Annotated in this window: 9 protein-coding genes; 2 read left to right on the top strand and 7 right to left on the bottom strand. The window is 74.7% G+C overall.

The genetic code is table 11. The features are described 5' to 3' along the window. Nucleotides 1–62: 62 nt before the first annotated feature. Genes ACZ68P_RS12300 through ACZ68P_RS12280 form a run of 5 tightly spaced genes read right to left on the bottom strand, consistent with a single transcriptional unit; the run spans nt 63 to nt 4,969 of the window. The gene (locus ACZ68P_RS12300) at nt 63–284 is read right to left on the bottom strand and encodes a hypothetical protein (RefSeq protein WP_471005311.1); all 222 of its coding nucleotides are present in this window, start codon (nt 282–284) and stop codon (nt 63–65) included. Further along, nucleotides 281–1,861, bottom strand: a complete 1,581-nt coding sequence (locus ACZ68P_RS12295; protein WP_471005611.1) for an amidohydrolase — start codon at nt 1,859–1,861, stop codon at nt 281–283. Before ACZ68P_RS12295 ends, ACZ68P_RS12300 begins: the two co-directional genes overlap by 4 nt. A 14-nt stretch (nt 1,862–1,875) precedes the next feature. Further along, the gene (locus ACZ68P_RS12290) at nt 1,876–2,757 is read right to left on the bottom strand and encodes an ABC transporter ATP-binding protein (protein WP_471005310.1); all 882 of its coding nucleotides are present in this window, start codon (nt 2,755–2,757) and stop codon (nt 1,876–1,878) included. Then, nucleotides 2,754–3,896: a FecCD family ABC transporter permease gene (locus tag ACZ68P_RS12285; RefSeq protein ID WP_471005309.1), complete on the bottom strand. Its 1,143-nt coding sequence runs from the start codon at nt 3,894–3,896 to the stop codon at nt 2,754–2,756. Before ACZ68P_RS12285 ends, ACZ68P_RS12290 begins: the two co-directional genes overlap by 4 nt. After that, nucleotides 3,893–4,969 carry a FecCD family ABC transporter permease gene (locus tag ACZ68P_RS12280; protein WP_471005308.1) on the bottom strand — a complete coding sequence of 359 codons (1,077 nt, stop codon included), beginning with the start codon at nt 4,967–4,969 and terminating at the stop codon, nt 3,893–3,895. Before ACZ68P_RS12280 ends, ACZ68P_RS12285 begins: the two co-directional genes overlap by 4 nt. A gap of 258 nt (nt 4,970–5,227) precedes the next feature. Here ACZ68P_RS12280 and ACZ68P_RS12275 point away from each other — a divergent pair, with 258 nt between their 5' ends. Continuing rightward, nucleotides 5,228–6,925: an ABC transporter ATP-binding protein gene (locus ACZ68P_RS12275; RefSeq protein WP_471005307.1), complete on the top strand. Its 1,698-nt coding sequence runs from the start codon at nt 5,228–5,230 to the stop codon at nt 6,923–6,925. Next, complete coding sequence (locus tag ACZ68P_RS12270) at nt 6,922–8,784, top strand: ABC transporter ATP-binding protein (protein WP_471005306.1); 1,863 nt, start codon at nt 6,922–6,924, stop codon at nt 8,782–8,784. Before ACZ68P_RS12275 ends, ACZ68P_RS12270 begins: the two co-directional genes overlap by 4 nt. A gap of 301 nt (nt 8,785–9,085) precedes the next feature. Here the strand turns inward: ACZ68P_RS12270 and ACZ68P_RS12265 are convergent, their stop codons facing one another. Both ACZ68P_RS12265 and ACZ68P_RS12260 read right to left on the bottom strand, forming a co-directional pair. Beyond that, on the bottom strand, nt 9,086–9,295 hold the full coding sequence (locus tag ACZ68P_RS12265; RefSeq protein ID WP_365721386.1) for an MbtH family protein: 210 nt from the start codon (nt 9,293–9,295) through the stop codon (nt 9,086–9,088). Further along, complete coding sequence (locus ACZ68P_RS12260) at nt 9,292–23,568, bottom strand: amino acid adenylation domain-containing protein (RefSeq protein ID WP_471005305.1); 14,277 nt, start codon at nt 23,566–23,568, stop codon at nt 9,292–9,294. Before ACZ68P_RS12260 ends, ACZ68P_RS12265 begins: the two co-directional genes overlap by 4 nt. Nucleotides 23,569–23,682: the final 114 nt, after the last annotated feature.

Genomic DNA, 23,682 nt, shown 5'->3' with positions numbered 1-23,682 from the left:
TCCGTACCCGCCCTGCCACGGCGACGGCAACGGGTCCGAGCCCCAGCACGCCGGGGCCGTCGCTACCCGCACCGTCGGCCCGGGTAGTCGTCGAACTCCGGCACCCCGGCCCCGCGCATCCGGCGCAGGACCTCCGCGAGGTCGGCGTCGTCCACGGCGTGGGGGATGTTGCACTCCTTGTCGAAGACCATGACGTCACCGCCGCCCGCGTGCCAGATGACCCAGCGCGGCGAGGTCCCGGGGGTCTGCCAGAGGGCCGAGAGCCGGTCCAGAGGGTCGCTCACGGCTTGTGTCCCTCCGTCGCGTCGCGTCCGTCCACGTAGGTCGCCACGACCTCGATGTCGCCGATGCGGGAGGTGTCGACGTCCCGCGGGTCGTCGCCGAGGACGACGAGGTCGGCGCGCTTGCCCGGGCTGAGGCTGCCGGCCGTGTCGTCCCACCGGCAGGCGTACGCTCCGGCCACCGTGTAGGCGCGCAGCGCCTCGTCGACGGTGATGGCCTCGTCGGGGCCGATCGGGCGGCCCGAGGTGGAGGCGCGTTCGACCATGAACTGCACGGCCCGCAGCGGTGATCCGTCGGTGACGGGCCGGTCCGAGCTGCCGACGAGCGTGATCCCGTGGTCGAGGAAGCCTCGGCCGCGGTACATCCAGGGCGCCCGCTCGGGTCCCATGATCGTCGCGTAGTCGTCGCCGAAGTAGTGCAGGAAGTTGGGCTGGACCACGGCGCTGAGGCCGAGCCGGGCGAAGCGCGGCAGCTGGTCGGGCCGGATGAGCCCGGCGTGCTCGACGCGGTGGCGGGCGTCGGGGCGGGGCCGCAGCGCCTGTGCCCGCTCCAGGGCGTCCAAGGCGAGGTCCGCGGCCCGGTCGCCGATGGCGTGGACGGCGAGCTGCCATCCGGCGAGGTGCCCGTCCACGATGAGGGAGGCGAGGTGGTCGGGGTCGGCCTGGAGCTGCCCCCGCTGGTCCGTGCCCTCGTACGGCTCGGTGAGGGCGGCGGTACGCGCCATCATGCCGCCGTCGGTGTAGATCTTGAGGGCGCCGACGGACAGCCAGTCGTCACCGAAGCCGGTGCGCAGGCCGAGGTCCAGGCCGCGGGGGATGCCGTCCCGCTCGTGCGCGCCGACCGGGCGCAGGGTGTCGGCCCCGGGCATGAGCTGGACGCGCAGCGGCAGTCGGTCCTGGTCGCGCAGGAGTTGGTAGGCGCCGAGCTCGACGGGGCTGTGGCCGAGCAGGCCGCCGCCGATGCCGGCCTCGGCGCAGGCCGTGATCCCCTCGGAGAGACACTGGCGGCCGGCGTACTCGATGGCGTCGGCGAGCTCCTCCTGGGAGTACGGGAGGCGCAGGCGCCGCACGGCGCCCATCGCGCTCTCCACGAGGACGCCGTCGTCGTGCGGCACGTCGGCCGGGAGGAGGTCGAGGACCGCGGTGTTGACCACGCAGGCGTGGCCGGAGGTGTGCATGAGGAACACCTTGCGGCCGTGGGCGACCCGGTCCAGTTCGGCCGCCGTCAGGTGCCGGCCGAGGGCCCGCTGGTCGTAGCCTCCGACGTGGACCCACGCGCCGGGCGCGCTCGAGCGGGAGACCGCCTCCGCCACGACGGCGAGGGCGTCCTCGATCCGCTCGCAGCCGGCGAGGGTCGGGGAGGCGGCCTTCAGGCCGGTCCACGCCAGGTGCACATGGCTGTCGATGAACCCGGGGAGCACCGTGGCGCCCTGAAGGTCGACGACCTCGCGGGCGGGCAGGGAGGTCACGGCCTCGTCGAGGCCGACGATCCGGCCGTGCCAGATGCCCAGGTCGTGGGCGACCGGGTGGTCGGGATCCATGGTGAGGATGCGCGCGTTGGTGATCCTCGTGCACAGCATCATGGGCAGTTCCCCTAGGTCGTTTCGGCGAGCACGGTGCCGGGGGCCGCGGTGGCCCGGGAGTCGTGCGTGCCGGTCGGCGTCTCGTGGCGGCGGGGGGCGGCGGGCACCATCAGCGGGGTGCCCGTCTCCGGGTCGTCGATGATCCGGCACGGCAGTCCGAAGACGTCCTCGACGAGTTCGGCGGTCATGACGGTGGCCGGGTCGCCCTGGGCGGCGATGACGCCGCCGGGTCGCATCACGATGAGGTGGGTGGCGTAGCGGCAGGCCTGGTTGAGGTCGTGCAGGACCGCGACGACGGTGTGTCCCTTGCGGGCGTGCAGGTCGGCGCAGAGGTCGAGCACCTCGACCTGGTGGGCGATGTCGAGGAAGGTGGTGGGCTCGTCGAGCAGCAGGATGGAGGTCTGCTGGGCGAGGACCATGGAGAGCCAGACGCGCTGGCGCTGCCCGCCGCTGAGGTCGTCCACCGGGCGGTCGGCGAGTTCGAGGACGCCGGTCTGGCGCATCGCCTCGACGACGGCGGTCTCGTCCTCGGCGGACCACTGCTTCAGGAGCCGCTGGTGCGGGTAGCGGCCGCGGGCCACGAGGTCGCCGACGGTGATGCCGCCGGGCGCGCTGGACGACTGCGGGAGCAGGCCGAGGCGCCGCGCGACCTCCCGCGAGCGGTACGAGGCGATGGCCGCGCCGTCGAGGTAGACCTGGCCGGCCTTGGGCTTGAGCATCCGGGCGAGCGCCGTGAGCAGGGTCGACTTGCCGCAGGCGTTGGGGCCGATGATCACGGTGAAGGAGTGGTCGGGGATGTCGACGCTCAGGGAGGTCGCCACCGTCCGCTGGTCGTAGGAGAGCGTGAGTTCCTCGGCGCGCAGCCGGGGCTGCGGGGGGTTCGTTGCGGTCATGCGCGGCTCTTTCGCGACTCGGTGATCAGCAGCCAGATGAGGTACAGCCCGCCGATGGCGCCCGTCGCCGTGCCCACCGGAAGGAGCGCGGGCGCGAAGGCCCGCTGGACGACGAGGTCGCTCACGGTGAGCAGGACGGCGCCCATGAGGGCGGACGGCAGGAGCGCCGGCGCGGACGAGCGGGTGAGCCGGCGCACCACTTGGGGTGCCGCGAGGGCGATGAACCAGATGGGACCGGTCACGGCGGTGGCGAACGCGGCGAGGGCGACACTGATGACGAGCAGGGCGGTGCGCGTGCGGGAGACGTGGACCCCGAGCCCCATGGCCGTGGTGTCGCCCATCTCCACCATGGCGAGGCGCCGGGAGAGGAACAGGGCGGGCGGCAGCAGGACGGCGAGGGCGAGCCCGATCGCCTGGGCGTGGACCCACAGCCGGTTCCCGAGGCTGCCGATCAGCCACGCCTGGGCCTCCAGTGCCTCCTGGAAGGTCGCCCGGGTGATCAGGTAGGAGTTGACGGCGAGCAGCAGGGCGCTGACGCCGACACCGATGACGACCAGGCGGAACCCCTGGAGGCCCCGGCCGATCATGAGGAGGTGGACGGCGAGGGCCGTGGCGAGGCCGCCGATCAGCGCGCCGAACGCGATCTGGGTCATGCTGCCGTGCAGCAGGATGATGACGATCAGCGCGCCGACGGCGGACCCGTTGGTGAAGCCGATGATGTCGGGGCTGCCGAGGGAGTTGCGGGTGAGGCTCTGCAGGATCGCCCCGCTGACGGCGAGGGCGGCGCCGACGAAGACGGCGGTCAGGATGCGGGGCATGCGCAGCGTGTTGACGACGAAGTCGGCGGCTCCCGACCCGTTGCCGGTCAGCGCCTGGAACACCTCGGGGACGGTGAGCGGGAAGTCGCCGGTGGTCAGGGTGACGCCCACGACGAGCACGAGCGCGGCGAGCAGCAGGGCGGTGACGGTGACCGTGCGGCCCTGGACGCGCAGGGAGACTCCGGCGGTGCGGATGACGCGGCCGCTGATGACGCGGGGGGCCGGGGCGTCCACGGACGCCGGTCCCCGGCGGGTGCCGCTGGTGGGGGTGTGTCCGGGTGTGGAGGGGCCGGAGGACTTCGCCTCCCGTACGACGCTCACAGCATGACCAGCTTTCGACGGCGGCACAGCGCGATGAACAGGGGCGCGCCGATGAACGCGGTGACGATGCCGACCTGCACCTCGCCCGGGGCGCCGAGCACCCGGCCGACGACGTCGGACCCGATGAGCAGGACGGGAGCGAGGAGCGTCGAGTACGCGAACACCCAGCGCTGGTCGGGGCCGACGACGAACCGGGCGATGTGCGGGACGGCCAGGCCGACGAAGCTGATCGGCCCGACCGCGGCGGTGGCGGCCCCGCACAGCAGCATCACGGCGAGGGCGGCCAGCACCCGGGTGCGGCCGATGTTCACGCCCAGGGCGCGCCCCACCTGTTCGCCCATCGCGAGGGCGTTGAGGGACGGGGCCAGGGCGAGCGCGACGACCAGGCCGACGGCGACGAACGGCAGGATCAGGAGGACGATGTCGTAGTACCGGCCCGCGAGCGACCCGACCGTCCAGAAGCGGAACTGGTCGAAGGCCTCCGGGTCGAAGAGCAGCACGCCCCAGTTGAAGGCGTACAGCACGGCGGTCACGGCCGCGCCGGCGACGACGAGCCGGTCGGGGGTGGCCAGTTTCCGTCCGGAGGAGCCGAGGAGGTAGACGCCGACCGACGCGGCGGCCGCCCCGGCGAGCGCGAACCACACGTAGCCGAGGGGCGAGGCGACGCCGACGAAGGCGATGGCGACGACGACGCCGGAGGAGGCGCCCAGGTTCACCCCGAGCAGCCCGGGGTCGGCGAGGGGGTTGCGGGTCAGCGCCTGCATCAGCGCGCCGGACAGTCCGAGGGCGATGCCGACGAGGAGCCCGAGGAGGGTGCGGGGGATGCGGTACTCGTGGACGATGACGGAGGCCTCCGAGCCGTCAGGACTCCACAGCAGGTCCCAGGTGGAGGCGAAGGGGATGCCTCTGGTCCCGACCCAGACACTGACCAGGCAGACGACGGCCAGCGCGCAGAGCGTCACGAGGAGCCCGGTTCCGCGCAGGGCCACGGCGGCCGGACGGACCGTGGGCACGGCGGGGCCGGCAGGACCACCGGTCTCGTTCCCGGACGCCGTCTGGGTTTCGACGGACAACGACCACTCCCCTGGCGGTGGTTGGCGCACCCCGCGTACGCGAGGCGTCAAACTGGTTCTGCCGGTCGGTGACTTGACGCGATGAACACTGCAACTTAGGTGAGCCTAACCGTACAGTCCTGAGGGGTCAACGCGGCCGCGCGCCCCGCGCGCGGGCTCGCGCATCAGTACCCCCGCAGCTCCCGCACGACCCCTTCGCTCCGAAGGTAATTAAGGTAGCCTTACCTAACCACCCACTCTGTCTCGTGGAGGATCCGCATGCCCGCTGGAGGACCAACGGGAGGCCATGTCCTCCGCAGAGCGCTCGGCGACCAACGTAGCCGTGTCGGCGGAGCGTCCCTCCTCGCCATGGCGCATCAGGCGTGCGAGGCCCTCGTGCCCGTCGTCATCGGCCTGGTCATCGACGAGGCGGTGGCGACCGGTTCGTCCGGTGCGCTCCTGCGCTGGCTGCTGGTGCTCGCCGTCCTGTTCCTCGTGCTGTCCACGTGCTACCGCATCTCCGCGCGGCTCACCGAGGGCGCGGGCGAGAGCGCGGCGCACCGGATCCGGCAGGACCTCGCCGCCCGGGTGCTCGACCCGCGGGGCGACGCCGACACCGGCCGGCTGACCGGCGCGCTGACCGCCGTCGCGACCGGCGACGCCCGACGGGTCGGCTCGGTGGCCTCCGCCCTGCCGTACGCGCTGTCCGCGCTGACCGGCCTCGCCATCAGCGCGGTGGCCCTGCTCCGCACCTCCGTCCCGCTCGGCCTGCTCGTGCTCCTCGGCGTCCCGCCCCTGCTGTGGATCGGCCACCTCATCAGCCGCCCGCTCGAGCGCCGCAGCGAGGCCGAGCAGGAGCACGCCGCCCACGCGTCCGGTGTCGCCGCCGACCTGGTCGCCGGACTCCGCGTCCTCAAGGGCATCGGCGCCGAACCGGCGGCCGTCGCCCGCTACCGCGAGACCAGCCGCGGCTCCCTGGCCGCGGCCCTGCGAGCGGCCCACAGCCGCGCCTGGCACGACGGCGCGATCCTCGCCCTGACGGGCGTCTTCATCGCCGTCATCGGCCTGTTCGGCGCCCACCTGGCGATGCGCGGCACGATCACCGTCGGAGAACTGGTGGCCGCCGTCGGCCTCGCGCAGTACCTCCTCGGCCCCTTCCAGCTCCTCACCTACGTCAACGGCGAGTTCGCCCAGGCCCGCGCGTCGGCCGACCGCATCGCCGATGTCCTCGCCTCGCCCCCGGCCGTCCCGGCCGGCACGACCGCCCTGCCCGAGCGGGTCGCCGGACGGCTGCGGCTGCGGGGCGTCACCCACGGGGCCCTGCGCGGCGTGGATCTCGACATCGCCGCCGGCAGCGTCGTCGGCGTGGTCACCAGGGACCCGGCCGCCGCGAACGACCTGCTGCTCTGTCTGGGCCGCGAACTCGACCCCGCCGAAGGGACCGTCGAACTCGACGGCGTCCCGCTGACCGACCTCCACCCCGGCGAGCTGCGCCGGGCGATCCTGGTCGCCCACCACGACGCCGACCTGTTCGAGGACAGCCTCCTCGCCAACGTACGGGCCGGGGCGGACACCGGCACGGTGGACGTCGGGCCGGCGCTCGCCGCCTCGACGGCGGACGACGTCGCCCAGGCCCTGCCCCAGGGCGTGGACACCGTGCTCACCGAGCGGGGCCGGTCTCTCTCCGGCGGCCAGCGCCAGCGCGTGGCGCTCGCCCGCGCGCTCGCCGCCGACCCCCCGGTCCTGGTCGTCCACGATCCGACCACGGCCGTCGACACGGTCACCGAGGCCCGTATCGCCGCCCGGCTGCGCGAGCTGCGCCGGGGCAGGACGACGGTCCTCGTCACCACCAGCCCGGCCCTGCTCGCCGGAACCGACCTCGTCGTGGTGCTCGACGACGGCGCCGTGACCGCCGAGGGCAGCCACCCCGAGCTGGTCGCCGCCCACGAGTCGTACCGCGCGGCGGTGCTGGCATGACGACCGCGCGGGACACCACACCGGACCAGCACACGCGGCAGCCCGAGGCGAAGGACGAAGGACGGACGATGAGCGGACCCGGCACGCCCGAACGCGAGCTCCTGCCCACCGCCACCGGCGCGCAGACCCTCTCCGTCGTCAGGGAACTGCTGCGCCGCCACCGGCTGCTGTCGGTCGGCGCGGTGACGGTCCTCGTCGTCGGCACCGCCATCGGACTGCTGACCGCCCCGCTGCTCGGGCGCATCGTCGACCTGGTCGTGGACCGGCGCGGCGCGTCCGCGCTCACCCTCCCCATGGTGCTGCTCCTCGTGGTGGCCCTCGCCAGGGGCGTCGCCACCGCCATCGGCAAGTCGCTCGTCGCCCGGCTTGGCGAGACGGTCCTCGCGGACCTGCGGGAGCGGTTCATCGCGCGGGCGCTGCGGCTGCCGCTCGAACGCGTCGAGCGGGCCGGGTCCGGCGACCTGACCTCGCGGGTGACCGGCGACGTCACGCTGATCGCGCGCGCGGTCCGCCAGGCCCTGCCCGAGTTCGCGAGCGCCTTCCTCACCATCGCCCTGACCCTGGCCGGCCTGACGGTCCTCGACTGGCGCTTCCTGCCGGCGGTCCTGCTGGCCGTGCCGATCCACGTCCTCACCGTGCGCTGGTACATCCCGCGGGCCTCGAAGATCTACGCCGAGCACCGGGTCGCGACCGGCGCCCTGCAGCACCAGCTCCTCGACAGCGTCGGCGGAGTCCGTACCGTACGGGCGTTCCGCCTGACCGACCGGCACACGGACCTCCTGGAGCGGCGGTCCCAGGCGGCCGTCGACCTGGCCGCCGGGGGCATGCGCCTGATCTCCGGCTTCTTCTCCCGCCTGAACGCCGCCGAGTTCGTCGGCATGGCCTCGATCCTCGTCACCGGCTTCCTGCTGGTCGACGCCGGAGCGGTGAGCATCGGTACGGCGACCGCCGCGGCCCTCTACTTCCACGGCCTGTTCAACCCGATCAACGCCGCGCTCTTCCTCATCGACGACGCCCAGTCCGCCGGGGCCAGCCTCGCCCGCCTGGTCGGCGTGTCGAGCCTCCCGGCCGAACGGGAGCCCGAGGCGCAGGCCGCCACACCGGTCGACGGCTCCGTCAAGGTGTCGGGACTCGGGCACGCGTACGTGGACGGCCACCCGGTCCTGTGCGACGTCGACCTGGACGTGCGGTCAGGGGAGCGCGTCGCCCTCGTCGGAGCGAGCGGCGCGGGCAAGACCACACTGGCCAAGCTCATCGCGGGCGTCCACGACCCGGCGGCCGGCGTGATCTCCCTGGGCGGGGTGGACAGCCGGGAGCTGGGCCCCGCCGGGGTCCGCAAGGCGGTCACACTGATCAGCCAGGAGGTCCACGTCTTCGCAGGACCGCTGGCGGAGGACCTGCGGCTGGCCCGGCCGGAGGCGACGGACGAGGAGCTGCGCACCGCGCTGGACCACGTCGGCGCCCTGGAGTGGGCCGACGCGCTCCCCGACGGCCTGGCCACGGTCGTGGGCGAGGGCGGGCACCGCCTGACGGTGACCCAGGCCCAGCACCTGGCGCTGGCCCGGCTGGTCCTGACCGACCCGCCCATCGCCATCCTCGACGAGGCGACCGCCGACGCCGGCAGCGCGGGCGCCCGCGTCCTGGAGACCGCCGCCCTGCGCGCCCTGGAGGGCCGCACGGGCCTGATGGTGGCCCACCGGCTCCCCCAGGCCGCCACCGCGGATCGCGTCGTCGTCCTCGACCAGGGCCGCGTCGTCGAGACCGGCACCCACGACGAACTGGTCGCGGCGGGCGGGCGCTACGCCGAGCTGTGGTCGGCCTGGTCCGCCAGCCGCCGCGAACCGACGGTCGGCGCGTAGCCCGGACCGGGCGGAACGAAGGGGCCCCGCCGGACGGCGGGGCCCCTTCGCGTGTCCGTGCCCGAAGCCGCACCACCGGCTGCGGGACGGGCGTACGGCGTGCGGGCTCGGCACGGGCCCGTCGTCCAGCCGATGCGGAGACGGGCGCTCCCCCGATGCTCGGGGCGGGCAGGCACGCGCCGAGCCCCGTACGCGGCCGGGACCGGACAGCCGGGTCGGAGGCGTGCGAGGGCTGGGAACGCGGGACGCCGCCGCCCGGGGAGGGGTTCCTCCCCGGGCGACGGCGTCCCGCGGGCGGGCGTCAGCCCTGTTCCGCCGCGAGGCTCGCCGGGCGCAGGTCCGTCCAGTGGGACTCGACGTACGCCAGGCACCCCTCCCTCGTGTCCTCACCGAAGACGGTGCGCCAGCCGGCCGGTACCTCCGCGAAGGACGGCCACAGCGAGTGCTGGTTCTCCTCGTTGACCAGGACCAGGAAGCGGCCCTGCGGGTCCTCGAACGGGTTGGTGCTCATGCGGTTTCACTCCTTGTGGACATGGCGGTGAACAGCTCCGAAAGCGGCTGCTCGGGATCGGCGGCCACGGTGCGCAGCAGCCTCTGGAGTTCGTCGGCGAGCCGCCGTGCCTTGGCGGCTCCGAACAGGTCGGTCGCGTGGATCAGACCGCAGTGGACGGGGCCCTCGCCCCGCGGCTCGTAGAAGCTGAGGGTCAGTCGCGCCCGCGTCGAGCCGGTCGGCACGGCGTCGAGGGAACCGACGCCGCCCTCCAGCTGCTCCAGGTCCGCCTGCTCGTGGTGGATCACCATGACCTGGGGACCCTCGGGGGGCAGCCCGGTCGCCCGAACCACCTCCTCGAACGGCAGTTCCTGGCGGTCCAGCGCGCTGAGCGTCGTCTCGCGGACGCGGGACAGCAGCTCGGCGAAGGTCGGGTCCCCCGCCGTGTCGGTGCGCAGCACGACCGTGTTGAAGAAGCAGCCGACCAGATCGGCCAGTTGGTCGTCGGTGCGGCCCGCCACCATCGTGCCGATGGGGAGGTCCGTGCCGGCGCCGTGGGCGGTCAGCAGCGCCGCCAGGGCGGAGTGCAGGACCATGAACATGCTGGTGCCGGTCGCCCGGGCCAGCTCGTCCACGGCCTCGTGCAGCCGCTCGTCGAGGACGAAGCCGACGTGGCCGGCGCCGGGGGCCGACGCGTCCGGGCCGTCCGCGGGGAGCGCCAGCTCGGCCGGTACGTCCTTGAGCGTGTCCCGCCAGTAGGCGAGCTGGCGCGCGCCGCGGCCGTCCGGGTCGTCCGGGTCGCCGAGGACCTCGCGGGCCCAGCGGCCGTAGTCCGCGTACGAGACCGGCAGCGGGGTCCACTCGGGTGCGCGGCCCTCCGTGCGGGCGGCGTACGCCGCCGTCAGGTCACGGAACAGGGGCACGACCGACCACTCGTCCACCGTCAGGTAGTGCATGGTCAGGAGCAGCGCCTGGTCTCCCTCGGCTCCCGTGAGCAGATGGGCGCCGAACGGCGCCGCGCGGTCCGGCTCCGGTGTTCCCGCGGCGAGTTCCGTCAGGCGGGTCTCCAGGTCCGCGCACGCCTCCCGGACCAGGGCCGGGGGCTCGGCGGGCCGGTGGTGGACGGTGCCGTCGCGTTCCGTGAACGCCGTCCGCAGCGGCTCGTGGCGGCCCGCCACGTCGGCGAGCGCGGCCGCGAGGGCGTCCGCGTCGAGCCCGCCGCCGGGTGAGCGCAGCACGAGGGCGTGGTCGAAGCGGGGGGTACGGCGGTACGCCTCCCACTGCCAGCGCTGGACGGGGGCGGCCGCCAGCGGTTCGTGGCCGGCGTCCCCCGGGCGCAGCGCCGGGCGGGCGGCGGCCGCGCCCTTCAGCTTGCCCTCCAGTCCGGCGACGGTCAGCGCGTCGAAGACGTCGCGGATGCTCAGTTCCACCCCGAACTCGGCGCGGATGCGGCCCAGGAGCCGCATCGAGGCCATGGAGTGGCCGCCGAGCGCGAAGAAGTTGTCGTGGACGCCGACCTTCTCCAGCTTGAGGATGTCGCAGAACAGCGCGGCGAGCCTGGCCTGCGTCCCGTTCGCCGGCCGGGTGTCTCCGGTCATGGCGGCCCAGTCCGGCGCGGGCAGCGCCTTGCGGTCGAGCTTGCCGTTGGGCGTCAGCGGCAGCGGGCCGTCCAGCGGGACGACGAGCGCCGGGACCATGTACTCGGGCAGGACGCCGGCCACGTGGGCGCGCAGCTCGTGCGGGGCCGCTTCCCCGGCCTCGCCCGCCTCCCGCACGGCGTAGCCGACCAGGCGGACGATGTCGCCGTCGCGGTCGGGCACGACGGCGGCCTGGGCCACGGACGGGTGCGAGGCGAGGACCGCCTCGATCTCGCCCAGTTCGATGCGGAAGCCGCGCACCTTCACCTGGGTGTCGACGCGCCCGAGGAAGTCGACGTTGCCGTCCGCGCGCCAGCGGGCGCGGTCGCCGGTGCGGTACATCCGGCTGCCGGGCGGGCCGTAGGGGTCGGCGACGAACCGCTCGGAGGTCAGCCCGGCCTTGCCGAGGTAGCCCCGGGCGAGGCCGCGTCCGGAGACGTACAGCTCGCCGGCGACACCGGGCGGGACGGGACGCAGATGGTCGTCCAGGACGTAGCAGCGGGTGTTGGGGTCGGGCCGGCCGATGGGCACCCGGCCGGTCGGGCGGCCCGTCTGCTCGCGTGCGGGCCACAGCGTGGAGTTGACGGTCGCCTCGGTCAGGCCGTACGCGCAGATCAGGTGGGCCGTGGCGCCGAATCGCTCGAAGAGGTCCGGCGGCACGGTCTCCGTGCCGACCAGGACGGTCGACCCTTCGGGCAGTTCGCAGCCCGGCGGCAGGGCGGACACCAGGGACGGCGGCAGGATCATGTGGGTGATCCGCTGGTCCGCGAGGAAGTCGGTGAGCGCCGGGCCCGCGACCCGGGCCTCGTCCGTGATGAGGACGAGCCGGCCGCCGTGGCAGAGCGCCATCGACAGTTCGAAGGCGAAGACGTCGAAGCCGATGGACGCGAACTGCAGGACGCGGCTGTCGCGCTCCAGGCCCATCCGGTCGACGGCGGTGGCGACCAGGCTGGCGATGCCCTCGTGGGGGACGATCACGCCCTTGGGGCGGCCGGTCGAGCCGGAGGTATAGATGACGTACGCCGCCTGGTCGAGGGCGATCCGGCCGCCGTCGACGGGGGTCTCGGGCAGGGCGTCCAGTTCGGCGGCGGTGGCGGGGTCGTCCAGCAGGACCGCCGGTACGCCCGCCACGTCGGGGATCTTGCCCGCCACCGGCTCGGTGCCGACCACGAGGGCGGCCCGGGAGTCCTCGATCATGTAGGTGAGACGGTCGGCCGGGTGGACCAGGTCGAGCGGCAGGAAGGCCGCGCCCAGCTTCAGGGCCGCGAGGACCGTGGCGACCATGTCGACCGAGCGGGGCACCGCCACGCCGACGACGCTCTCGGCGGCCACGCCGCGTGCGGCGAGGAGCCGGGCGATGCGGTTGGCCCGGGCGTCCAGCTGCGCGTAGGACACGGAGCGGGAGCGGTCGACGACGGCGACGGCGTCGGGGCGCTCGGCGAGCCTCGCCGCGAACAGGGCGGGGAAGGTCTTCTCGTCGACCTCGCGGGCGGTGTCGTTGAAGCCCTCCAGGACCAGCCGCCGCTCGTCGTCGCGGAGGATCTCCGCCCGTGAGACGGGCCGCTCGGGCGCGGCGACCAGGGCCGTGACGAGCGTCCTGAGGCGCTCGCCGAGGCGCTCGGCGGTCTCCTGGTCGAACAGCTCGGTGGCGAACTCCAGGCGGCAGCCCAGGGAGCCCGTCGAGCCGTCGGCCGGGGTGTGCTCGGTGAAGCTGAAGACGAGGTCGAACTTGGCGGAGCGGACGCGGAAGGGCACGTAGTCGGCGTGGAGACCGGGCAGTTCGAGGCCGTCGCCGGTGCGGGCGTGGTAGCCGACCATCACCTGGAAGAGCGGGTTGCGGGACAGCGAGCGGGTGGGGTTGAGCTTCTCCACGACCGCCTCGAAGGGCACGTCCGCGTGCGAGAACGCCGCCAGGTCGGTCTCCCTGACCCGCCCGAGCAGCTCCATGAAGCTGGGGTCGCCGGTCAGGTCGGTGCGCAGGACCAACGTGTTGACGAAGAAGCCGACCAGGTCGTCCAGGGCCTCGTCGCCGCGCCCGGCGATGGGCGAGCCGAGGGGGATGTCCGTCCCGGCGCCCATCCGGTGCAGCAGGGTGGCCACGGCGGCGTGCGCCACCATGAACATGCTGGCCCCGCTCTCGCGGGCGAGCCGCCTCAGGCCCTCGTGGACGTCGGCGTCGAAGGCGATGTCGAGTTCGGCGCCGGAGAACGCCGGCCGTGCCGGGCGCGGCCGGTCGGTGGGCAGCTCCAGCTCCTCGGGGGCGCCGTCCAGCGCCGTCCGCCAGTACTCCAGCTGCCGGGCGGCCAGGCTGCCGGCGTCGGCCGGGTCGCCGAGGAGGCGCTGCTGCCACAGGGCGTAGTCGGCGTACTGCACCGGGAGCGGCTCCCAGTCGGGTGCCGAGCCGCCGAGGCGGGCCGTGTAGGCGGTGGCCAGGTCGCGCAGGAACGGGCGGTCCGACCACTCGTCGGTGGTGATGTGGTGCAGCAGCAGGACGACGACGTGGTCCTCGGGGGCCAGCTCCACCAGGGTGGCGCGCAGCGGCAGTTCGGCGGCCAGGTCGAAGGGGCGGTTGGTGGCCGCGTCGACGATGCCGGGCACCTCGTCCTCGGTGGCGCGCAGCCGCTCCACCACGGGCCGCGCCTCCGCGGCGGGCAGCACGCGCTGGATCGCCTGGCCGTCGCGGTCGACGAACACCGTGCGCAGGGCTTCGTGCCGGGCGGTCACGTCGGCGAGCGCCGCCTCCCACGCGTCGGCGTCGAGCGCGCCGCTCAGCCGCATGACCAGCGGGAAGTTGTAGGCGGCGGAGGTGCACTCGATCTGCTGGATGACCCACAGGCGCTGCTGGGCGTGGGACAGCGGCAGTTCGTCGGGCCGCTCCACGGCGGTCAGCGCCGGGCGGGCGGCGCCGCCGGAGCGGGCCGCGCGCTCGACCAGCTCGGCGACCGTGGGGGCCTCGAAGAGGTCGCGGATCGCCAGTTCGGTGTCGAGCGCCGTACGGGCCCGGCTGACGAGGCGGGTGGCGAGCAGGGAGTGGCCGCCCAGTTCGAAGAAGTCGCTGTCGATGCCGACGCTGCCCTCGGGCAGAGCGAGGACCTCGGCGAAGAGCGCGCAGAGCGTCTCCTCGCGGGGGTCGCGCGGTGCGCGGCCGGTGCCGGTGCCGGCGAAGTCGGGTGCGGGCAGGGCGCGTACGTCCAGCTTGCCGTTGACGGTGAGCGGCAGGGTGTCCACGGGGACGAGCGCGGAGGGGACCATGTAGTCGGGCAGGCCCGCCTTGAGGTGGTCGCGCAGCCGCTGGACCAGGTGGTCGTCGGCCGTGGTGCCGTCCTCCGGGGCGAAGTAGCCGACGAGGCGCTTCGTGCCGGTGCTCTCGTTCACGACCACCGCCGCGTGGGCGACCTCGGGGTGCGCGGACAGGGCGGAGGCGATCTCGCCGAGCTCGATGCGGTATCCGCGGATCTTGACCTGGTCGTCGGTGCGGCCGAGGAAGTCGAGCAGGCCGTCGGGCCGCCGGCGCACCAGGTCGCCGGTGCGGTACATCCGCTCCCCCGGCTCGCCGTAGGGGTTGGCGACGAACCGCTCGGCGCTCAGTGCGGGACGGTCGTGGTAGCCGCGGGCCAGACCGGTGCCGGCGATGTACAGCTCGCCCGGGCAGCCCTGCGGGACGGGCCGCAGCATGGTGTCGAGGACGTAGGCACGGGTGTTGCGGATCGGCAGGCCGACCGTGGGCGTCGGGCTGTCGGTCGTCGAGCCGCCGAGCGTGTTGATCGTGTACTCGGTCGGTCCGTACAGGTTGTAGCCGTACGTGCCCTCGGTGCGGCGCAGCGTCGTCCACACGGTGTCGGACACGGCCTCGCCGCCGAGCAGGACCAGGGCCGGCCGGTGCTTGCCGGCCTTCTCGTCCCGGTCGAGGAGTCCTTCCTCGATGAGCAGCTGGGCGTAGGTGGGCGTCACGTTGACGACGTCGACCCGGTGGGCGTCACAGTAGGCGACCAAGGCCTCGGCGTCGCGGCGCAGCTCCTCGTCGCAGACGTGCACCTCGTGGCCCTCGACGAGCCAGAGCAGCTCCTCCCAGGACATGTCGAAGGCGAAGGAGACGGTGTGCGCGATCCGCAGCCGGCGCCCACCGGCCGAGGCGATGGCCGGGTCGAAGATCTCCTTCTGGTGGTTGAGCTGCATGTTCGTCAGGCCCCGGTAGGGGGTGACGACGCCCTTGGGGCGGCCGGTGGAGCCGGAGGTGTAGATGACGTAGGCCGGGTGCTCCAGGCGGTCGGCGAGGTCCCGCGCGAACGCGGGCCGCTCGGCGTCGGTGACCTCGTCGCCGGACAGGGCGGCCAGTTCGGCGGCCACGGCCGCGTCGTCCAGGAGGAGTTCGGGGGCGACGGGGCCCGCCTCCGCGCGCAGCGTGGGGGCGACGGCCGTGGTCGACACCAGGCACAGCGGGCCGGTGTCCTCCACCATCAGGCGCAGCCGGTCGGCCGGGTGGTCCAGGTCCAGCGGCAGATAGGCGGCGCCGGTCCGCAGGACGGCGAAGAGCGCGGCCACCATGTCGATGGAGCGGGGCAGGGCCAGCGCCACGACCTTCTCCGAGGCGGCTCCCCGGGCGAGGAGCAGCCGGGCGAGCCGGTTGATGTGCGCGTCCAGTTCGGCGTAGGTGAGGGCGCGCTCGCCGAAGACCAGCGCGACCGCGTCCGGGGTACGGGCGACCTGGGCGGTCAGCATGTCCGCGACGGTCTCGTTCGGCACGGGCTCACGGCTGTCGGCCCACTCGGCGGTCAGCGCGGCGCGCTCGGCGGGCAGCAGCAGGTCGACGCCGACGGTCCGGGCGGTGGCCGCGTCCGGGGCGTCGAGGGTCGCGGCGAGCCGCTCCAGGACGGTGGTGAACCGGCCGAGGACGGTGGTCGCCGCCTCGGCGTCGAAGAGGTCGGGCCGGGCCGCCAGGGTGACCCGGAGCCGGGTCTCGGGGGTGACGATGAGGGTCAGCGGGAAGTGGGTGCCGTCGACGTTCGACACGTCGGTGATGCCGTACCGCTGCCGCAGCGCCGCGGCCCGGTCCTCGCCGTCGGCGGAGCGGAGCACGAAGAGCGTGTCGAAGAGGCGGCGGTGGCCGGTCTCCTGCTGAAGCGTGCCGAGCCCGACGTACTCGTACGGCATGACGGCGGCGCGCTCGGACTGCATGCGGCGCAGCAGGTCGAGCAGCGGCTCGTCCGGGGCGAAGGCGACCCGCGCGGGGATGGTGTTGAGGAACATGCCGATGATGCCGGCGACGTTCGGCACGTCGGTGGGGCGTCCGGCCACGGCGGTGCCGAAGGCGACGTCGGCGCGGCCGGTCATCGCGGAGAGGACCAGGCCCCAGGCGGCGTTGAGGACGGTGTTGAGGGTGAGGCCGTGGCGGCGGGCCAGGGCGCGCAGGCCGTCGCTGGTCTCCCGGGTGAGCAGTGCGTCGAAGTCGGCCGGGATGACCGGGTCCGCGTCGCGGCCGGTGGGGGCGACGAGGGTCGGCTCGTCGAACCCGGCGAGCGCGTCGCGCCACGCGCCGACGGCCTGGGTGGTGTCCTGCCGGTCGAGCCAGGCGAGGTAGTCGCGGTAGGAGCCGGGGGCGGGCAGACCGGTGGTGTCGCCGCCGCGCTCGTACAGCGTGAACAGCTCCTCCAGGAACAGCCAGGCGGACCAGCCGTCCCACAGGATGAGGTGGTGGGTGACGACGAGCCGGTCGCGGCCGTCGCCGAGCCGGATCAGCTGGAGGCGGCAGAGGGGCGGCGCGGACAGGTCGAAGCGCCGGCGGCGGTCGGCCGCGAGCAGCTCGTCGACGCGGGCGCGCTGCTCGTCGGCGGGCAGGCCGGACAGGTCGGTCTCGACGAGCGGGATCTCGGCGCCGTCCGCGATGAACTGCACGGGCCGGGGCAGGCCGTCGCTGGTGAAGCCGGCGCGCAGGCTGGCGTTGCGGGCGAGGAGCGCGCGGCAGGCGGCGCGCAGGCGGTCGGCGTCGAGGCGGTGGTCGAAGTCCAGGTTCTCCTGCGACAGGTAGACGTCGAGGGCGTCGCCCGCGTCGTAGGTCGCGTGGAAGTACATGCCCTCCTGGAGCGGGGAGAGCGGCCAGATGTCGGCGACGGGCAGTCCGGCGGCGGCCTCGACGCGCGCGGTCTCCTCGTCGGTCAGCTCCAGTCCGCCGAGCGGGGCGGGCGCGGGCGGTTCCTCGGGGCCGGCCGCGGCGGCGGTCAGTTGGCCAAGCAGCGCCTGGAGGGCGGGGTCGACGGCCGCGCCGGACAGACTCTGCTGGGCCAGCATGGCCCGGAGCGCGGCGGCGGCCTGTCCGGCGTCGGTGGCCGAGACGGTGAGGGCGGGAGCGTCGGCGGGCGGGGCCGCCGGGGCGGTGGGGCCGTCCTGGGGGTGCGGAGCGTCCTGGGCCGTCGCGGCGAGCGCGGCGGGCGTACGGTGCTCGAACACGTCGCGCGGGCTGATGGTCAGTCCCCTTTCCCGGGCCTGGGTGACGACGGCGATCGAGGTGAGGCTGTCGCCGCCGAGCATGAAGAAGTCGTCGTCGGCGCCGATCCCCGGCGTTCCGAGGACGGCGGTGAAGATCTCGCACAGGGCGCTCTCGCGCTCGTCGCGGGGCGCGCGTCCGCCCGCCCTGGGGGCGACGGACGGTGCGGGCAGGGCGTTCTGGTCGAGCTTCCCGCTGGGGCTCAGGGGCAGTGCGTCGAGGGTGACGACGGCGCTGGGCACCATGGCGGCGGGCAGCGCCCCGGCGAGGGCGCCGAGCAGGGCGTCGCCGTCCGGGGCGGTGGTCCCCGGAGCGGGGACCGCGTAGCCCACGAGGGCCCCGTCGCGGACGACGACGGCCGCGCGGGCGACGCCCGGCAGGCCGCCGAGAGCCGCCTCGATCTCGCCCAGCTCGATGCGGTTGCCGCGGATCTTCACCTGCCGGTCGGTGCGGCCGAGGTACTCGACGGCGCCGTCGGCCCGGCGCCTGACCAGGTCGCCGGTGCGGTACATCCGGGTGCCGGGCTCCCCGAAGGGGTCGGCGACGAACCGTTCGGCGGTCAGGCCGTACCGCGCGTGGTAGCCGCGTGCCAGCTGCGCACCGGCGAGGTACAGCTCGCCCGGGACGCCGTCCGGGACGGGTCGCAGGAAGGCGTCGAGGACGTACAGGCGGGTGTTCCAGACGGGCCGGCCGATGGGGACGGCGAGTTCGCTGCCGCCCTCGTACGGGAAGAAGGTCACGTCGACGGCCGCCTCGGTGGGCCCGTACAGGTTGTGCAGCGGCACCGGGCCGGGGGCGTGCCGGGCCGTCAGGTCGGACCAGCGGCGGGCGTCGGGGCCGGTGAGCGCCTCGCCGCTGCAGAAGACCCGGCGCAGGCTCGCGGCCCAGTCGGGGGCGGCGGGTGCGGCTTCGAGGGTCTGGACGAACGCGGCCAGCATCGACGGGACGAAGTGGGCGGTCGTGATCCGCTCGGTGCGGATCAGGTCGGCCAGGTACGCCGGGTCGCGGTGGCCGTCGGGCCGGGCGAGGACGACGGTGGCGCCTTCGACCAGGGCCCAGAAGAACTCCCACACGGACACGTCGAAGCTCGACGGGGTCTTCTGCAGCACCCGGTCGTCGGCGGTCAGGCCGTACTCGCCCTGCATCCAGGCCAGCCGGTTGACGATGGCCCGGTGGGTGACGGAGACGCCCTTGGGGCGGCCCGTGGAGCCGGAGGTGTAGATGAGGTAGGCGGGGTGGTCGGGGCCCGCCGGTTCGAGCGGCGCGCCGGGGGCCTGCCCGTCGTGTTCCGGGACCTCGTCCTCGCGGTCCACCAGGACGTGCGCGAGGCCCGCCACAGGAGGCAGCCGGTCCGCGGACGCGGAGGTGGTGAGGACCGTACGCGCGCCGGAGTCGCCGAGCATGAACGCGACCCGGTCGGCGGGGTAGTCGAGGTCGACGGGCAGGTAGGCCGCGCCCGCCTTGTGGACGGCGAGGAGCGCCACCATCAGCTCCGCCGAGCGGGGCACCGCGACGGCGACGAACCGCTCGGGGCCGGCGCCCCGGGCCCGCAGCCGCCGGGCCAGGGCCTCGGCGCGCCGGTCGAGTGCGGCGTACGTGAGGGTGGTGCCCTCGAAGACGACGGCGGGGGCGTCGGGGGTGCGGGCCACCTGCGCGGCGAAGAGCGTCGCGAGGGTGGCGCCGGTGTCGGGGAGCGGGCGCGCGGTGGCGTTCAGCTCGGCGAGCCGCTCCCGCTCGCGGTCGGACAGCAGGCCGAGGCGGGCGACGGTGCGGTCGGGGTCGGTGGTGAGGGTGCGCAGCAGCGTCTCGAAGCGGTTGGCGAGGACAGCCACCGCGACCTGGTCCAGCCGGGCGGCGTCGTACGCGAACCGCAGCGCGAGGTGCCCGTCGCGGGGTTCCACGATGAGGGCGAGCGGGTAGTGCACGGCGTCGATGACCTCGGCGCCGGTGACCAGCGGGGCCACCGGCCCGCCGGCGGAGGCGAGGTCGCCCGCCGGGTAGTTCTCGAAGACCACGAGGGTGTCGAAGAGTTCACCGCCGCCGGCGACGCGCTGGATGTCGGCGAGGCCGAGGTGCTGGTGGTCAAGGAGCGCCGCGTGCTCGTCCTGGACGCGCCGCAGCAGGTCGGCGAGGGACTCCTCGGCGCGCAGGGTCACGCGCGCCGGGACGGTGTTGATGAACAGGCCCACGGCCGCGTCCAGGCCCTCGACCTCCGTGGTGCGCCCGGACACGGTGGTGCCGAACACGACGTCCCGGCTGCCGGTGAGCGCGCCGAGCAGCAGGGCCCAGGCGCCGTTGACGACGGTGCTCAGGGTGAGGCCGGCCAGCCGGGCGCGAGCCGTCAGGTCGGCGGTGAACACCTCGGGCAGCCGGAGGTCGACGTGCTCGTGCCGGGCCCGGCGCGCGGAGCCGGCGCCGTCGTCGGTGGTCAGGGCGGGCAGCCGGGTCGGTCCGTCGAGGCCGGCGAGCGCCCGGGCCCAGGCGTCGCGGGCGGCGTCACGGTCCCGGCCGGCCAGCCAGGACAGGTAGGCGCCCGGTGCGACGGGCTCGGGCAGGGGCTCGCCCGCGTAGGCGGCGGTGAGTTCGCGCAGCAGGACGGAGACGGACCAGCCGTCGGCGATGATGTGGTGCAGGGTGAGCAGCAGCCGGTGGCGCTGCCCGTCCCGGATCAGGGTGGCCCGCAGCAGGGGTGGGGCGGCCAGGTCGAACCCCTCGGCGCGGTCGCGCCGCAGGATGTCCGCGATGCCGGTCGGGGCCGTGTCGGCCTCGCGCCAGGGCAGGGTCACCCTCTCGGCGAGCCGCTGGACGACCTCGCCGCCGGGGAGCTGGCGGAAGGAGGCGCGCAGCAGCGGGTGCCGGTCGAGCATCAGCTGCAGCGCCCGGCGCAGCCGGTCGGGGTCGACGGTGCCCGCGAGGTCGAGGACTTCTTGGACGACGTAGAGGTCGTCGTCCTCCCGGTCGAACGAGGCGTGGAAGAAGAAGCCTTCCTGGAGCGGCGAGACGGGCAGGGCGTCCTCGTCGAGGACGACCGCCGGGGCGGTCACCGCGCCGGCCGCGGGATCGATCCGGCTCGCGGTCCTGGCGAGCGCCGCCACGGTGCGCTGGCGGAAGACGTCTCGCGGGGTGAGGGCGAGTCCGCTCTCCCGGGCACGGTTCACCATCTGGATGGCGACGATGCTGTCGCCGCCCAGCTCGAAGAAGCTGTCGTGGACGCCGACCGACGGCAGGCCGAGGACCTCGGCGAAGAGCCGGGCGAGGGTGGTCTCGACGGGGCCGGCCGGCGCGTCGTGGCCGGCCATCGCGGTCCACTGCGGTGCGGGCAGCGCGCGGCTGTCGAGCTTGCCGTTGGGGGTGAGCGGCAGGGGGCCGTCGAGGCGTACGAGCGCGGAGGGGACCATGTAGTCCGGGAGCGCCTCCGCGAGCCGGGAGCGGGCGTCGGCGACGGCGGCGTCCGCGTCGGTGCCGGACTCGGCCACGAGGTAGGCGACCAGGCGCTTGACGCCGCGGTGGTCCTCGCGGACGAGGACGGCGGCCTGGGCGACGCCCGGGCAGGCCATGAAGGCGCTCTCGACCTCGCCGGGCTCGATGCGGTGGCCGCGGATCTTGATCTGTCCGTCGGCGCGGCCCAGGAACTCCAGGTTGCCGTCGGCGCTCCAGCGCACCCGGTCGCCGGTGCGGTACATGCGGGCGCCGGGCTCGTCGGCGTACGGGTCGGCGACGAAGCGCTCGGAGGTGAGCCCGGGCCTGCCGAGGTAGCCGCGGGCCAGACCGCGGCCGCCGACGTACAGCTCGCCCTCGGCGCCGACCGGGACCGGTCGCAGGGCCGAGTCGAGGACGTAGGTACGGGTGTTGGGGTCGGGCCGCCCGATCGGCGCGGGGCCCGGCCGGTCGGCGTCGGCGGACCAGAGCGTGGAGTTGACGGTGGCCTCGGTGAGGCCGTAGGCGACGACGACCCGGACGCGGCCGGCCCAGCGGGCGATGAGCTCGCTCGGCACGGCCTCCGTGCCGACGATCAGCACGGCGCCGTCGGGCAGGTCGCACTCCTGCGGCAGCGCCGAGACGAGCGACGGCGGCAGGATCATGTGGGTGGCGCGGTGGTGGGCGATGTAGTCGGTGAGGGCCGGCCCGGCGACCCGGCGTTCGGTGGGGACCACGATGACGCGGCCGCCGACGCACAGCGACATGATCAGGTCCCAGACGGTCACGTCGAAGCCGGCCGAGGCGAACTGCACGACCCGGCTGTCGGCCGTGATGCCGATGCGGTCGGTGGCGGTCGCGATGAGGCTGCCGACGCCGTCGTGCGAGACGACGACCCCCTTGGGGCGGCCGGTGGAGCCGGAGGTGTAGATGAGGTACGCGGCCTGGTCGAGGACGACGGGGACGCCGGGAGCGGTCGGGGCGAGGGCGGCGCACTCGGCGGCCACGGCCGGCTCGTCGAGGAGCACGCGCGCGGTGCCGGGGGTGTCCGGCAGACCGTCGGACAGCTCCCGGGTGGTGACGACCGTCCGGGCGCCGGCGTCGTCCAGCATGTAGGCGATGCGGTCCTGGGGGTGGTCGGCGTCGAGCGGCAGGTAGGCCGCCCCCGCCTTCATCACGGCCAGCAGGGCGATCACGAGTTCCGGGGAGCGGGGCAGCGCCACGGCGACGATGTCCTCGCGGGCGACGCCCCGGGCGAGAAGGAGGCGGGCGAGGCGGTTCGCGGCGGCGTCGAGTTCCGCGTACGACAGCTCCCGGTCCTCGCAGACGAGCGCGACGGCGTCGGGAGCGAGGCGTACCCGCTCCTCGAAGGCGGCGGGCCAGGACAGCTCGGGGGCGGGGCGGGGCGCCACGCCGAACTCGTCGAGCAGCCGGGAGCGCTCGGCGCCGGAGGTCAGTTCGATGTGCCCGACGGGCAGGTCGGGGTCGGAGGCGAGCGCGTCGAGCACGGCGAGGAAGCGGCGCTCGTGGTCGGCCAGCGTGGCCTCGTCGCAGACGGCGGCGTCGGCGTCGAGGTGGATGCGCAGCCCGTGGCCCTCCGCGAACTCCCCGAAGGTGAGGGCGAGGTCGCTGACGGGGCCGAGCCAGCACGGCACGAACTCCGCGTCGGCGCCCTCGAAGCGGAGTCCCTCCGGCTGGGGAAGGATGTTGACCGTCGGGCCGACGAGCTCCTGGACGCCGTCGACAAGGCCCAGGTCACGGGCGAGGTCCTCGGCGCGGTAACGGCCGTGGTCGACGGCCTCGGAGACGGCCTCGCGGACGGTCTCCAGGAGCCGGGTGCCGGTCATGTCGGGGCGGACGGTGAGGCGCAGCGGCAGGATGTTGGACACCATGCCGGGGGTGCGCCGGGTCCCGGGGTCCTGGCGGGTGGTGACGGGCAGGCCGAGGACCAGGTCCTGCTCGCCGGTGGCGCGGTGCAGATAGGCGGCCGAGGCGGCGATCAGGAGCCGGGAGAGCGACCGGCCCGCGGCGGTGGCCCCGGCGCGCAGCGCCGCGGCGGCCTCGGGGGCGAGCTGGGTGGTGCGGCGGACGCGGCGCCTCATGGGCGCGGCCGCGCGCTCGACGAGGCGGACGGGCTCGGGCCGGCCGGCCGTCCTCTCCCGCCAGTACGCGCGGTCCCGCTCGTACCGCTCGGAGCCGCGGTAGGCGGTGTCCGCCCGGACGAGCCGGGCCAGGGACCAGTCAGGGGCGGTGGCGGCCCCGTCGGCCGAGTAGAGGTCGCCGGCACGGCGGGTGATCTCGGCGATGCCGGCGCCGTCGACGACGATGTGGTGGTAGCGCTGGAACCACCAGACGCGGTCGTCGGCGAGCCGGAGCAGTGCCTGGCCGAACAGCGGGCCGGCGGACAGGTCGGCGGGGCGGTCGCGGTCGGCGTCCATCCACCGGTAGGCCGCCTCCTCGGGCTCTGCCTCGCCCCGCAGGTCGACGTGGGTCACCTCGACGGGGAAGCGTGTGGGTGTCTGGCGCGGTACGCCGTTCACGTCCTCGATCCGGACGTGCAGGCTCTCCGCCTCCTCGGTGGCCCGGCGGACGGCGGCCGTCAGGCGGTCCAGGTCGATGCGGCCGCTGAGTTGGAGTACGAAAGCGATGTTGTAGGCCGAGCCCTCCGGCTCGATCTGCTGGGCCAGCCAGATGCCGGACTGCCCGCCCGTGACGGGCATCCCGGAAGCGGACGTCCGGTCCGACTCGACGTCAAACATCGTTCGTGAGGGCCTTTCCCTGGTGGTGCGTCGGTGACGTGCGGTACGCGTCCCGCCCGCCCGCCCGCGGGGCCGAGCTGCGGCGGGCGGGGCGGGACGCGCGATCGGGGGCGG

It is taken from the genome of Streptomyces sp. NPDC036822 (genome assembly GCF_055609145.1).
Note: the sequence above shows the minus strand (reverse complement) of the source record. Positions and strands in the feature narration are given on the sequence as shown.

Bases quoted from the DNA above. Each gene is read 5' to 3' on its own strand.
- ACZ68P_RS12275 (WP_471005307.1), top strand. From the start codon at position 5,228: ATGCCCGCTGGAGGACCAACGGGAGGCCATGTCCTCCGCAGAGCGCTC.
- ACZ68P_RS12290 (WP_471005310.1), bottom strand. From the start codon at position 2,757: ATGACCGCAACGAACCCCCCGCAGCCCCGGCTGCGCGCCGAGGAACTC.
- ACZ68P_RS12265 (WP_365721386.1), bottom strand. From the start codon at position 9,295: ATGAGCACCAACCCGTTCGAGGACCCGCAGGGCCGCTTCCTGGTCCTG.
- ACZ68P_RS12295 (WP_471005611.1), bottom strand. From the start codon at position 1,861: ATGCTGTGCACGAGGATCACCAACGCGCGCATCCTCACCATGGATCCC.
- ACZ68P_RS12260 (WP_471005305.1), bottom strand. From the start codon at position 23,568: ATGTTTGACGTCGAGTCGGACCGGACGTCCGCTTCCGGGATGCCCGTC.
- ACZ68P_RS12270 (WP_471005306.1), top strand. From the start codon at position 6,922: ATGACGACCGCGCGGGACACCACACCGGACCAGCACACGCGGCAGCCC.